The sequence below is a fragment of the Prevotella sp. PTAC genome (assembly GCF_013166535.1).
In the GTDB taxonomy this organism is placed as follows: Bacteria; Bacteroidota; Bacteroidia; order Bacteroidales; family Bacteroidaceae; genus Prevotella.
The window spans coordinates 1-12,559 of record NZ_JABKKK010000012.1 but is presented as its reverse complement, the minus strand read 5'-3'; the positions used below and the strand labels follow the sequence as shown (position 1 = coordinate 12,559).

The following is a 12,559-nucleotide window of genomic DNA, read 5'->3' as shown; positions in this document are numbered from 1 at the left end:
ATACGTATTTGCCCGCAAAGTTACATCAAAATAAGGAGAGAGCAAAATATTAAAAGGTCTTTTTTGTATCGCGTTCAGTTGCCTTTAGCCTTGCGTTTGGCTGCCAAACGGTATGTTTTCAAAAGGTCGACACCCACTTTCACGGTGCATACCGACGGCTTGATACCGTCTGTGGTCTTGAAGAGGGGTGTCAGTCCGATAGTCGTTCCGACGTTCAGCACGCCAAACTGCATGTCCAGTTCCATGTTCATGCCGAAGCGGTTGAGCCGCAGGTAGTCGGTCACGCCGTCCGTTGCGTCGGTCGACTTGAAGTTATACTTGGCGTTTGTGCGAGCCTCTAACGACAGACCGATGTTGCAGGAGTATATGTCGTCGATGCTTTGGATGCGGAACATCACCGGCAGCCGCAACGAACCGAAGTGTATGTTGTTCTCCGTTGTCGCGGGGTTGTCCGTGCGTTTCACCATGTCGCCCTCGTGACTCATGGCATGGTTCTTGTCGAAACTGTACCGTGAGTATACCAGTTGCACGCCGGCCGATATGCCGATGGTCTTCGATTTGTTCATGGCGAAAGCGACGGAGTAGGGTGTCAGGCCTATTTCGAGCGACCCGGTGCGGTGTGCCCGTGTGCCGTCGTAACTGCTGCCGAGCGGTTTTGTGACCATACTTCCGAAGCCGTACCATACCGTCGGCATGCCCGGGTCGAACTTCCGCTTGTCTAAATCCTTGATGCCCGTCATCGCCATGCCGGAGAATACGCATTCCTCTTCGGTACCGTCGGTGAACACACTCTCTTTCGTTTTGGTCAGATAGTTGTCCTTTCGGTCGAATACCTTGAAGTCAGGCTCACCTCCCCGCTCGCCGATTACTATTCTCTTGCCTTTGTAAATGACGGTGGTGTCGTTGGTTTCTTCTGCCTGTGCCGCAATGGCGGCAAGGCAAAGCAGTGCTGTGAGTATCTTGTTTGTCATGATATGGGTCGTTTGTTTTTTATATATGGGTCGTTTGCTTTTAATGTATGGGTTGTTTCGTTCCAAGATATGGGTTATTTCTTCTTGAACAGTTTGAATACCTTGTCTATATCGGTGCCTATGCTTATCGAGGTCATGTTGGCCTTCACGCCGTCTGTTGTCTTGAATATCGGTGTGAGACCGGTTTTCAATCCGAGGTACACGGGGCCGTAGTTGATATACATTTCCAAGTTTACTCCGAAGCGGTTGAGTTTCAATCCGTCGGACATCCCGGTTGTGTTGTCCGACGCTTTGAAGTTATACTTGGCGTTGGTGCGTGCCTCGAACGACACGCCTAACGACATGGCGCCCGGCATTTGAGGCTCTTGCAGGGTGAAGAGGAGCGGTACTCTCACCGAACCGAAGAACATATTGTTTGCCGTTGTGGCGTCGCATCCGATGCGTTCCACAAGTCCGTTGTTCATTCTCATGCCGTAATTGTGGTCGAAGCGGTATCGGGAGAACACGAGTTGCAGGCCCGATATCAGTCCGAATGTCTTGGCCCTGTCGAGCGAGACGGCTGTCCGCAGCGGTGTGACGCCCGCCTCAAACGAGCCCCACATGTTGCTGCCCATGGGGTTGCCGCTACTTCCAATTCCATCGGTAAGTTTGTTGATGCCGACCCATACGGTGGGCAACATCCCTTTCACGCCCATTGTCTGCAACTCGTTCTCGCCCGAGAAAGGCGAGCTTACGTATGTCCTTACGACGTTGTTGCCGTTTACAAACACGCTTTCTTTTATCTTGTTCGTGTCATTTTGGTATACGGTTATCTTTGTCTCGGTGTCGTTTGAGCCGATGACGAACTTCCGTCCTTGATAGTTTACCGTGGTGTCTGTCGCCTCGGTGGCGTTCATTGTGCATGGCAGTAATGCTACGATGGCTATGATAATACTTCTCATTGTCTGTTGTTTGTTTGCCGCTTGTCATGCTAAAGCGTTTATGCCGGCATGGCCTGCGTTTTGGTTTTGATTATGGTTATGTTGCCATTTATCTCCGGTTGGCGCCTTTTTGTCCGGCGTCCGGTGGGTTGCCCCGTCCTGCTTACAGTATCACTCCGAGGCCGACAGACGTCGTGTAGCACTCTGGCGCATTCCCTTTTTTGAACAGTGGAGTGAGTCCTACGCTCATGGTAACCATCAGGTTGTTGTAGCCGGCATAGAGCTCGGCGTTGACGCCCATCGGATTCATTTTCAAGTTCTTTGACGGTGTCACCGTTCCTTGCTCCGTTTTGTATCTGCTTAGCTCGTTGAAGCGCGCTTCCAAGGACGCTCCCGCACCGATATACATTTCGTGATTGCTTGTCCCCAGCCGGGTCTGCCACTCCAATACGACAGGCAGCTTGATCTTCTGATAGCTTATGTAGCTGTTTTTCACTTCTCCTTCTTTTATCGGCACGAGCTCGCTGCGGTTGCCGTCGAATGTCATTGTCCAGCCTTTGTCGAGGTGGTGGTGGGTGAATACATACTGCACTCCCATGCCTATGCCGAATGTTTTTGAGGCGTTGAACGATATGTTGGCGTTAATCAGCGTAAATCCTATTTCGTATGACTTGGTGTTTCTTGTGTGAAGCGCGTTTGAGTTGCCGAACGACAGGCGGCTGTCGTTCCACAACGCGGAGTTGAAGAAGAAGTCGGGCAGATGCACGTTGAACTTGTTTTTTCCTCGCGCGTTCCACGTGTTGGGCAGAAACGGCGACGATACATATACCTGTTCCACTTCCTGTCCGTCGGCGAATGTCGTCTCCTTGACCATCCTCATGCCTGTACTGTCGTTCTTGAAGACGCTTACTTTTATCATATCCCCGTCTTCCGACACTACTATCTTCCTGTCTTTCGTATTCACCACCGTGTCTGTTTTCACTGTCGTTGTGGCTATGCTGTCGTTTGCTTGTGCGCCTATGGCCATTACAGCGGCGGCTATTAAAGTAAAGAGTTGTTTTTTTCATTATATTTGTTCTTTGGGTTTTCTGTATGTTTATTGTCATTTTGAGTAGCAGATGCTCATGATGTCCTGTGGCGAAAGTTTGCCCTCTATGTATATTACCGCACCGCGGTTACTGTCGGTATTGCTGAAAAGGATGTACCGGTTGATGTTTTTTTCTTCCGCCGGCATCATGTAGTATCCGCTTACGATGCGTCCGTTTTCCACCACTTCGCGGATTTTCTTGGCCCGTTTGCGGTCTTCTTTGAGCAGCGTGGCGATATTTTCCCCATATTTTTTGTAGGTGAGGCTCTTGTAGACTTTGAGCTTGTAGCCTTTCAGTCGGGTGTCGTGCAGTTCCACCATTTTGCAACCTTTGGCGTGACCATATTGTTCAAAGGCCTTTCCTGTTTTCAGATCGCCTTGTGCCAGTGCGGTCGCTGTAGCCATGACAGCCATCAACAGGAGCATTGACAGTCTTTTGAAGATGTTGCGTTGTCTCATGTTATGTCGTTTTTTTTGTTTCTTTAAAATGTTTATATTCTCTATATCATATTTTAGTGAAAATGAGTATGCTTGTTGCCTTTCTTGCGGGTGATGTCCTGTCAATCATCATCTGCTCATCATTTTCAGTGCTTCAAACGGGTCGTCGTCCGTGCTTGATACGAGTTTGAGTGCTTGTTCGGCTTCTTGTATGGCAAGGTCGTTGTCCGTATATTCGATACCGTCTATCACCACATGGTTTATCGCTGTCGCGGGTCGATGCCTGACGATGCCGAAAACGAGCATTGCCGCTGCCGCCGCTGGGCAGACATACATCATGACGCGATGTAACGTGCGTTCGGCTTGCTGTTTGTGCCGTTCCGGTTGGTGTGCCGTTTGGCTTGTGGCGGTTTCTTTCCGCTCTGCCGTCACGAAGGCGAAAATAGCCCGTAGCGGCTCCCATTCGTCCGGAATGCTGTCGCCTGCCGTATTGAAATACTCTCTGAGAGCCTGTTCCTCCGATCCGGTGGTGTCTCCGTCCATGTATCTCTCTATTAGTTTCGCGATGCTTTCTTGTGTCATATATTGTTCCTCTCACTTCTGTCTTTTATTTGTCAGATGTCTTTTTCCGTGATGTGCCTGTGGCTTTTGCAGGCTTGCGGGCTTTATCTACGCATGGCGGAAATCCTTATGAACTCTTCCCTTACTTTGCGTCTTGCCCTCGACAGGCTTTGCCTCAGGCTCTCGGCTGTGCATCCGGTGATTTGCATTATCTCGCCGCTTTCATATCCTTCTATCTCTTTCATTCTGAAAATAGTGCTTTGCAGTGCCGGCAACCGGTCTACGATGGCTCTTATCAGCCTCACTTGGTCGGTCTCTTCCACTGTGTTGTCTTCCGTGTATGGTTCGGCATAGGCATTTGTCTTGTCCTGTTCAAACCTCTTGCGGCGCCACGAGTCGATGGTCTTGTTGCGAAGGATTGTCATTGCCAGAGCCTCTATGTTGCCGTGATTTTCGAGTTTGTCGCGCATGTTCCACAGGCGGAGCATGACTTCCTGCACTATGTCTTCTGCGGTGTCGTCATCTCCAGTCAGTGTGCGTGCCCGTGCCACGAGCCTTGGTCTGATTGGTGTCGTTATGCTGTTGAACGTCTCTATCTTCATAATCGCTTTCATAAATAAAACGATTATGGCGGTGTTTTGTGACACCGTGACATGATTTTTTTTAGGAGTTGGGGGTAAGTATTTGTGTAGTAAGTAGAATTGCTTGGGAATAGTTATGTAATTCTTTTTAGGAGTTGGGGGTAAGTATTTGTGTAGTAAGTAGAATTGCTTGGGAATAGTTATGTAATTCTTTTTAGGAGTTAGGGGTAAGTATTTATGTAGTAAGTAGAATTGCTTGTGAATAGTTATGTAATTCTTTTTAGGAGTTGGGGAGTAAGTATTTATGTAGTAAGCAGAATTGCTTGGGAACAATGAAGCAATTCTTTTGAGAATTAAGGTTGTTTCTTTGGGATATTAAAGGCGTTAAGGAAGTTATAGCTCGCAAACTCGCTCGGAGGTTGAATGACAATGGCTTTAAGTGTTGGGTGAGGTGCCACGTTTATGCCCTCGGCACCCGTCGTCCTGGCTCATCCCGCCGGACTTATGATGCACCAGCAAAAAAATGTCTATATCGTATTATTTGCTTTTTACCTTTTTACTTTTAAATGGCCTTTGCTTGTGTAAAGCGTAAGCAAAAACAAGTTTCCCCTTTCTGTGAACGGCACAGACAGGGGAAGCAGGTTATAGGAAAGGTAATATTTGTTGCACCTTGGTCACCAGCTTTGAGTGCTTGATGAACCATGCGCAGTTAATCTGACGGATGTTTTTGGGCAACAGGTTGGTGTCGCGGAGCTTTCTGAGAAAGTTTCTCAACGGCTTGCCTGGAGATACCATGTCGTCTGTCATGATACCCGTGCGGGCCAGTTCGCGATTGGCCTCAATCTCGTTGATTTCCACTTTCCCTATACGAACCATATAGTCGTCAAGGCAACTTTGGATTTTCTCCATGTTCAAAGAGTTTATCATACGCGGTACTTTTTAGTTAAAAGGTTAATGCAAATATACGACTTTTTCCTATTCGGCAGTCATCTTTTTTATCTTTATTGGACAATATTGACAATAATAAGGATATTTAGGACAGAAGTGTAAGGAATGTTAACCGATTTGTTGCAATGTGAAAACAAAACGCATTTTATAATTTTAAATTAGTGTAAAAACGCCGTGTTTTTATTGTATGTTGATATTTGCGTGTGCAGATGTCAATCCTGCAGCCGGCCGACCGTAAGAAGATTAGTTTGTTGTATGATGTGCAGAGCGGAAATGAAGTGAATTAAGGCAACGGTGTCTGCTTGTTGATTTTTACAAACGGTACTTCTTACTGTCGGCCGACGATGGATTGGGGTTTTATGTACGGTCAGGATTCACGGCTTTCCTTCCATGCTTTCGTCACCTCGTCGATGCCAATCCCGAGAAGGCGCATGTCGTGGAAGATTGTCGGCAGGGTGCGTTCCATGAAGTCGGTGCGGCGCGTGTCGGCAATGTGCGTCCTTGCTCCCGATGATACGAAATATCCGATGCCCCGTTTGTTGTATATTATTCCTTTGCGGGCAAGCTCGTCGTAAGCCTTCACTGCCGTGTTGGTGTTCACCTGTAATAGCATTGCGTATTCGCGAACGCTCGGTATGCGGCTGTCTTCACCATAGGTTCCGGCAATGATTTCGTCGCACAGGCGGTCGGCAATCTGGATGTATATAGCTTTGTCGTTGTTGAAAATCATAAGTTTGTCCATTTGTTGTTGATTACTTGCATGCGGCAGAACAGTTTGTAGGAAGCCCACAGCTCGAAGGCTATCAATGCGGCAAGCGCCATGTCGGTGAGTATGAATAGGGTCGTGGGGCTTATCGGATTGTGCTGGAAGAATATCCTGTGTACATAGGACGTGAAGTCCAGTTCGATGAGGATGTAGCCCGCCGTGTATACTATAATGAATACCATGCCCATCGTGCATAGCCACGAATGTTGGCGGAAGAGCGTTCCTCCGAGAATGAATGTCATGTATCCGGTGACTATGATTTCGATAACCAGCAGCCATGTGGCCATGTCGTTTATCTGTTGGCTTATGCCGGCGTTGAAGAAAACTATGCCATCACAGAAAAAGAATATGTTTTTCAGAAACCAGAACGATACCATGCCGATGTAGCGCTGGTTCAGTATGAAGTCGAGTAATGCTCTCAGCAGGTCGGCGGCGAACAGTGCGGCGATAAACACGATAAAGGCACCTACCGACGAGTAGAGTATCTTGACAATGAACTTTTCCATGTTTGAGGCCGGTTGCATCAGCAGGCTTATCCGTTGTTGCTTGGTCTTCATCGTGGTGAATATCATCGATGCGCATACGGACATGAACAGTACTGCTATGAAAGACAAGGACGCAGCCAGTGCTTGTGCTTTGTCGGTAGAATATTCCGGACTGTATGTGTCGCCTCTTGTACTCAATATGTCGATGGCGAAGAAACACAGGATACCGAACATGATGGACAGTGTCATGCGGAGGGTCACTTTCCAGTTTGATACCAAATCCCACTTGATGGTGAGCAGCAGGCGGTTTAGATTTATATTTCTCATTTTCTTTTGTTTTTTTCTTTTGTTTGTATTTTGTCTCGGATTGTCATGTAACGGGCAGACACGTCTTTCCCGATTTACGCATTAGTGCTTTCTTTGCACATTTTCGTCACGGCGTTGAAGAGCAGTTCGAGGTTGACGGACGTTTCCGGGCTGTTCTCTTTTCTGCGCGCCATGACGGCGTTGCCCTGCAATGTGGGCTCGGCGTATATCACGTCGTCGGCCTGTTCGCCCGGCATGCGGTACTCGAAGGTGTATTTCTCGCAGATGTCGGCCACCGGGCTGTCGAGCAGCATGCCTGTGGGCGAGGCTATCAGGATGTGGTCGAGCAGTTGTTCCACGTCGTGGACCTGATGGGTTGAGATTACTATCGTGCGGTCATCGCTCATGTTTCCTGTCACCACCCGGCGGAACTGGCTCTTCGACGGAATGTCGAGACCGTTTGTCGGCTCGTCCATCAGCAGCAGGCGGGTGCCGGCGGCGAGTGCGAACGACACGTAGACTTTCTTCTTCTGGCCCATCGACAGTTCGTCGAGACGGGCGAACGCAGGCATATCGAAATCGCGCAGGCAACTGTCGAGCACCTTGCGGTCGAAGTTGGGGTAGAAAGGTGCGTTCAGTTTGATGAAAGTGTCGAGCGACACGGGCGGCAGGTCAAATTCCTCGGGAACGATGAACATGTCTCTCAACGCCTCGGGCAGTCGCTTCTTCGTCTCATTGCCGTCAAACGTCACCGTTCCGGCCGTGGGGCGGAGCAGTCCGCAGATGAGGTAGAGCAGAGTCGACTTGCCGGTACCGTTCTTACCCAGCAGTCCGTAAATCCTGTTTTTCTCAATCGTGAGATTGAGTTTGCTGAACACGTTTCTGTTGTTCGGTGTCTTTTGTTTCTTTACAAACGGCAACCCGGTGTGGTTGGCGTATTTGAAACTCATGTTTTTGATTTCAATCATATATTTGTATTTTATGGGTTTGTCAATTTTATTATTATCGTTCTGTCTGACTTTGTTTTGTGGTGTTTCTTACACCTTTAGGCTGTGTTCACCCTCTCATGCCGGTTTGGCCTTGTGGCGTTTGCCGGTGTTCATGGCATATTAATTTTACGAAATGTGTGCATGTATGCAGCGTTTTTTTTGTTTTGTTTATCAATGATATTTATATCAGGGTTGTGCTGTTCGGCATTCAGACGGCTTTGTCCCAAGTCTGATTAGCGGAGTGTGATTCTCTCCCGCCGGGCTGTTTTTCGCTTTGCATTGATATAATTGCATTTTAAATGACAATGTGCATTTGCGTACTACTTTGATATTACACTGCAAATGTAGTACATTTATTTCTTTTTCCACAAACATTTTATGAGTTTTTTTAATCAATTATGCTGTTTGGCTTTTTCTCATGCTTTTCCGGGTATATTTTTGTTTCTTATCCCATGAATTTACATCCGTTTTGTTATACTTGCATTGATTATGTAAGAGAAATCCCATCTCCTTTTTCATTTATGTACCGAGACAATGTACGTGTGGTTTGAGCCTCCCGTATTGTCGTGTGTTGATTACAATCTTAAAGTTTCGGAATAATCATTACAAAAGTCCTCTCATATTTCGATTGTTTTGGAATTTAAAATCCGTGGCCGCAAATAAGCGGGCTTTGGGCTTGTTTGGGTAACTTGTTGTATATCAGTGATGTATGCCGTTTTAAACGTATTGCGGCTCAGGATATTCTGTTTTGTGGAGGCGGAAATGATGCGATTGGCGTCCCGTTGCCTTGCATTTAGATGCCCGTTGGCTTCCGTTTAGTTGCTAAACGCTTTGCAATATGCCGCTAATCGCTTTCCAACGAGCGTCCCGTTGCGGAAAATCGGCCGGACTATCGTATTGTATATAGTGTATTGTATAGTGCCGGTTTTTCTATTTCATGAAAAAACAAAGTGTTAAAATCGTGATGTTTTTATTACATTTTCCTGCCGTGGCTCTGAGGTGGTTCAGACACAATGGTTTCGTTAAAGAAATGAATAGAGGTGTGTTTGAAGTTAAAAAACATTAAACATGTGTTACGTTTATTCTACACCTGCGTCATAAATATATAAATTTGCAAGGCGAGATTACGGAAATATATGTCAGGATAGAGGCAAGGACGGATCTTTTACGGGATTGTGGACAGGGCGGAAAGAGATTATTGCGTGTTGTATATAATTAAGGTAATACCTTAATATATGGATGTGATATAAATATATACGGAAAACAATAAAACAAAGGAAAGGGAATAATATGAAAAAGAACATTGTTATTATGTCGCTTGTTGCCGGCTGCATGCTCGCCACGGGCTGCGCAAGCAAGAAGGAGTTGGAAGGCTGTCGCGCTGAGAATAAGGAGCTCACGGGCAAGTATCAGGATACGCGCGAGGAGTTGGCCGCGAGCAAGACGCGTGTGGCAAGTCTTGAAAGTCAACTCGCACAGCAGAAGAGAGACTATGCGGCTCTGCAACGTTCGCTCGACAAGAGTCTTACGTCTACCAGTCAGAACAACGTGAACATCTCTAAGCTTGTTGATCAGATAAACGAGTCAAACCAGTATATACGCCACCTCGTGGAGGTCAAGAGCAAGAGCGACTCGCTGAATATGGTACTGACTAATAATCTGACACGCTCGCTGTCGAGAGAAGAGATGAAAGAAGTGGATGTGCAGGTGCTCAAAGGTGTGGTGTACATCTCGCTGGCCGATAACATGCTGTACAAGAGCGGCAGTTATGAAATCAATGACCGTGCGGCAGAGACGCTGTCGAAAATAGCAAAGATCATAACCGACTACAAGGACTATGACGTGCTCGTGGAAGGAAACACCGACAACGTGCCTATCTCGCGGCAGAATATCCGCAACAACTGGGATCTGAGTTGTCTTAGAGCATCGAGTGTGGTTCAGTATCTGCAAGACCATTATGGTGTAGACCCGAAACGTCTCACGGCAGGAGGCCGGGGCGAGTATAATCCGCTGACGACCAATGCCACAGAGATGGGAAAACAGCGTAATCGCCGTACACAGATTATCATAACTCCGAAACTCGACCAGTTTATGGATTTGATAGACAAGGCTCCGGAGCAGTAAGCGTTCTTCTGTGGGGCTCCCTGTGATTTGCGACAGCATATCCGGTGGCTTACATGATGATTCGTGCGCGACTGCCTGGCAGTCGCGCACGAACGTTTTATCTCATCACGGCTTTAATCGTTTTGCCGTCTTGCCTGATTATTATGATGCCGCTGTGCGGTATCGTTTTGTCGAGCTTGCGGCCGTCGGGAGAATACATTTCGTATTTACGGTCGAAGTCTATGCCGGTATTTCTGTCCGTGACATCGCCTATGGATGATGTCGACGCGGTGCCGCTGACGCTTATGTTTTTAATTTCCCATTGCATGTTCTCGGCCGTGGTGCTGCGGTAGTGGAACGCCACCCGTATTTTCTTGCCGGCGAAAGCGTCGAGTGAGATGTCTCCCGAGTTGTTGAACGCCCAACTGTTTCCTGCCGGCCATGTGAAACCGGTGAGTGGGGTGGCCTGCCCGTCGCAGATGATTTCAACGTCAAGAACATCTTGTGGGGCATGGGTGCTGCGGTGGTTGACGGCGTGCGTGAACGAAAGGCTTGCTCCTGCGTATTCCGTCAGGTCTATCTCGGGCGAGATTAGAGAGGCGTCGGAGTCGTGACCGCTGTTGTCGTAATATGCCGTGGCTATCCAACCGTACTGGTTGTCGCGTCTCCATACATTGAAACCTTCGTATGGAAGGGTGGATGCATTCTGCGTGAAGCCGCCTCCGTCGGTGGTGAAATCCACTTGAAGTATATTTTCTTCGTTCGGATCGGGATTGTCGCCGCCACCATCGTCGATATATTCGTCAGCTTTGACAGTGGTTTCCGGGTCGAAAGCGTATGTGATGCTGTCACCCCATACATATTCCATAAGGTTAGGGAAGTCGACAAACGGGTTGCGGTTGCCTTGTATTTTTGATACCTCATTATTTCGTTTGATCTCCAGTTCATCCACGATATCTGTCTTCGCCCACTCTATATATAGCGTGTATGCCCATTCTTTCAGAGTAGGGTAGTAGCCTTGGGTCAGTATTTGGTTGGCTTGTGTCCCGCTCCATGTCATGTTCTGGTATGCGGTTGCCATGTACATGTAGCCTCTGGCGAAATCGCCTTTCCATTTGTCGGCCGGTTCCCACAGCTGATAACCGTTGGTTCCCGTGCCAATCCGGGTGCATCCGTTGTCTGTCGTGACGGTCGTTACCTTTCCCATGGGATAGTTCTGCTTGCTCGAATTGATCTTTTCTTCGCAAGGCATGAGGTTATACAGATCTTTATATGCCTGGTTTTTGCTTCCGCCCCACCAGCTCTTGGGGAAAGAGTGCTCGATGTTCATCCCGCTGACAGCGCTTCCTTTTGCTCCGAAGTAACGCTTGTCGTTGCTGTACCTGTCTATGACCATACCGTCTTCGGCTTGGTCTGTGGAGTAAAAACCGTACCATGTCGTTCCGTTGCCGTTTCCGTAGTCGAGAACTTTGGCGTTTTTGATTATCTCATGTATTGCATTTTTCAGTTCGGCGCCTTTCTTGCCTTTCAGTGAGGCATAATATCCGGCCGGTATCTGTGCTGTTGCCGTAAGCGCAGTGGTTGCCATGACGAATATGGCTGCGGCGGTTTTGAAGTCTTTTCTCATCATAAAAATTCTTTTGTCGCTAAATGTTTTAATTCTGTAATTATGTAAATAATAATTAGTAAATAACGGAAAGTCTACAAAGATACATCTTTTTGGACAAAAGGAAGCGGAATGTATATAAAATAACGGGGGTACGGTAATTAACGATGAAGAAATCCGATAATGTAAATATGTTACGGTGGTTTACAGGTATATCGACTTTTTTATGGCACTATCGAAAGTTTTGTGTAAACGAAGGAATACGGGATTCTAAAATTAGTTCCGTATTCCTCGTTTACACAATATTATGGACACAGCCAGAATATCTATAAGCACCCAACAAAGAGGTTGCTGCCGCAGAACTTGACAATCTGGAAAAGAAATGGGGAGGAAAGTATCCATACGCCATACGTTCATGGAGGAACAATTGGGATGACCTGACTGTTTTCTTCCAGTTTCCGCTGGAAATCAGAAAAATAATCTATACCACAAATCTCATTGAGAACCTGAACGGAAAAATCAGAAAGTACACGAAATCAAAGCTTTCATTCCCTTCGGACGATGCCGTAAAAAAGACCGTATATCTTTCGCTTATGGAGATTGAAAAGAAATGGACAATGCCTATTTCAAACTGGGGCTTTATTATGAATCAATTTATGCTTATGTTTGAAAACAGAATCCAGATATAAGAAGATTACAACTCTTACCTTTGCAGTGTCAATAGCGATTGGCACTTTTTTCTAGTAAGAGAGATGTCCATCGGGTGGATAATTGTTTGTAGTTTTGCTAAAATGATTG

At 47.1% G+C, this 12,559-nt stretch carries 12 protein-coding genes and 1 pseudogene; 2 read left to right on the top strand and 11 right to left on the bottom strand.

The window, feature by feature from the left end:
* Positions 1-74: 74 nt before the first annotated feature.
* The 10 genes from HPS53_RS09945 to HPS53_RS09900 all read right to left on the bottom strand — a co-directional run bounded on the left by HPS53_RS09945 (position 75) and on the right by HPS53_RS09900 (position 8,031).
* On the bottom strand, positions 75-971 hold the full coding sequence (locus HPS53_RS09945; protein ID WP_172205973.1) for an outer membrane beta-barrel protein: 897 nt from the start codon (positions 969-971) through the stop codon (positions 75-77).
* Positions 972-1,045: 74 nt separating this feature from the next.
* On the bottom strand, positions 1,046-1,912 hold the full coding sequence (locus HPS53_RS09940; protein ID WP_172205971.1) for a hypothetical protein: 867 nt from the start codon (positions 1,910-1,912) through the stop codon (positions 1,046-1,048).
* Positions 1,913-2,054: 142 nt separating this feature from the next.
* On the bottom strand, positions 2,055-2,918 hold the full coding sequence (locus HPS53_RS09935; protein WP_172205969.1) for a hypothetical protein: 864 nt from the start codon (positions 2,916-2,918) through the stop codon (positions 2,055-2,057).
* A 75-nt stretch (positions 2,919-2,993) separates the two neighbouring features.
* Positions 2,994-3,437 carry a hypothetical protein gene (locus tag HPS53_RS09930; protein ID WP_172205967.1) on the bottom strand — a complete coding sequence of 148 codons (444 nt, stop codon included), beginning with the start codon at positions 3,435-3,437 and terminating at the stop codon, positions 2,994-2,996.
* A 108-nt stretch (positions 3,438-3,545) separates the two neighbouring features.
* Positions 3,546-3,998 carry a hypothetical protein gene (locus tag HPS53_RS09925; protein ID WP_172205965.1) on the bottom strand — a complete coding sequence of 151 codons (453 nt, stop codon included), beginning with the start codon at positions 3,996-3,998 and terminating at the stop codon, positions 3,546-3,548.
* Positions 3,999-4,081: 83 nt separating this feature from the next.
* Positions 4,082-4,591 (bottom strand): RNA polymerase sigma factor, encoded by a 510-nt coding sequence (locus HPS53_RS09920; RefSeq protein WP_253942874.1) that lies wholly within the window; start codon positions 4,589-4,591, stop codon positions 4,082-4,084.
* 609 nt (positions 4,592-5,200) lie between these two features.
* The gene (locus HPS53_RS09915) at positions 5,201-5,485 is read right to left on the bottom strand and encodes a hypothetical protein (RefSeq protein WP_172205961.1); all 285 of its coding nucleotides are present in this window, start codon (positions 5,483-5,485) and stop codon (positions 5,201-5,203) included.
* A 388-nt stretch (positions 5,486-5,873) separates the two neighbouring features.
* The gene (locus HPS53_RS09910; RefSeq protein ID WP_172206141.1) at positions 5,874-6,236 is read right to left on the bottom strand and encodes a GntR family transcriptional regulator; all 363 of its coding nucleotides are present in this window, start codon (positions 6,234-6,236) and stop codon (positions 5,874-5,876) included.
* Positions 6,233-7,084, bottom strand: a complete 852-nt coding sequence (locus HPS53_RS09905) for a hypothetical protein (protein WP_104368551.1) — start codon at positions 7,082-7,084, stop codon at positions 6,233-6,235. Before HPS53_RS09905 ends, HPS53_RS09910 begins: the two co-directional genes overlap by 4 nt.
* 74 nt (positions 7,085-7,158) lie before the next feature.
* Positions 7,159-8,031 (bottom strand): ATP-binding cassette domain-containing protein, encoded by an 873-nt coding sequence (locus tag HPS53_RS09900; RefSeq protein ID WP_172205959.1) that lies wholly within the window; start codon positions 8,029-8,031, stop codon positions 7,159-7,161.
* A 1,311-nt stretch (positions 8,032-9,342) separates the two neighbouring features.
* On the opposite strand from HPS53_RS09900, the gene HPS53_RS09895 reads away from it, so the two are divergent.
* Positions 9,343-10,176: an OmpA family protein gene (locus HPS53_RS09895; protein WP_104368553.1), complete on the top strand. Its 834-nt coding sequence runs from the start codon at positions 9,343-9,345 to the stop codon at positions 10,174-10,176.
* A gap of 97 nt (positions 10,177-10,273) precedes the next feature.
* Here HPS53_RS09895 and HPS53_RS09890 read toward each other — a convergent pair whose 3' ends face one another.
* Positions 10,274-11,785: an endonuclease gene (locus HPS53_RS09890; protein WP_172205957.1), complete on the bottom strand. Its 1,512-nt coding sequence runs from the start codon at positions 11,783-11,785 to the stop codon at positions 10,274-10,276.
* A 294-nt stretch (positions 11,786-12,079) separates the two neighbouring features.
* Here HPS53_RS09890 and HPS53_RS09885 point away from each other — a divergent pair.
* Positions 12,080-12,450, top strand: a pseudogene (locus HPS53_RS09885) (transposase); the annotation flags it as partial.
* Between the last annotated feature and the right edge of the window lie 109 nt (positions 12,451-12,559).

Excerpts from the sequence above, each read along its gene's own strand:
- HPS53_RS09945 (WP_172205973.1), bottom strand. The coding sequence starts at position 971 with ATGACAAACAAGATACTCACAGCACTGCTTTGCCTTGCCGCCATTGCG.
- HPS53_RS09940 (WP_172205971.1), bottom strand. The coding sequence starts at position 1,912 with ATGAGAAGTATTATCATAGCCATCGTAGCATTACTGCCATGCACAATG.
- HPS53_RS09935 (WP_172205969.1), bottom strand. The coding sequence starts at position 2,918 with ATGGCCATAGGCGCACAAGCAAACGACAGCATAGCCACAACGACAGTG.
- HPS53_RS09930 (WP_172205967.1), bottom strand. The coding sequence starts at position 3,437 with ATGAGACAACGCAACATCTTCAAAAGACTGTCAATGCTCCTGTTGATG.
- HPS53_RS09925 (WP_172205965.1), bottom strand. The coding sequence starts at position 3,998 with ATGACACAAGAAAGCATCGCGAAACTAATAGAGAGATACATGGACGGA.
- HPS53_RS09920 (WP_253942874.1), bottom strand. The coding sequence starts at position 4,591 with ATGAAAGCGATTATGAAGATAGAGACGTTCAACAGCATAACGACACCA.
- HPS53_RS09915 (WP_172205961.1), bottom strand. The coding sequence starts at position 5,485 with ATGATAAACTCTTTGAACATGGAGAAAATCCAAAGTTGCCTTGACGAC.
- HPS53_RS09910 (WP_172206141.1), bottom strand. The coding sequence starts at position 6,236 with ATGATTTTCAACAACGACAAAGCTATATACATCCAGATTGCCGACCGC.
- HPS53_RS09905 (WP_104368551.1), bottom strand. The coding sequence starts at position 7,084 with ATGAGAAATATAAATCTAAACCGCCTGCTGCTCACCATCAAGTGGGAT.
- HPS53_RS09900 (WP_172205959.1), bottom strand. The coding sequence starts at position 8,031 with ATGATTGAAATCAAAAACATGAGTTTCAAATACGCCAACCACACCGGG.
- HPS53_RS09895 (WP_104368553.1), top strand. The coding sequence starts at position 9,343 with ATGAAAAAGAACATTGTTATTATGTCGCTTGTTGCCGGCTGCATGCTC.
- HPS53_RS09890 (WP_172205957.1), bottom strand. The coding sequence starts at position 11,785 with ATGATGAGAAAAGACTTCAAAACCGCCGCAGCCATATTCGTCATGGCA.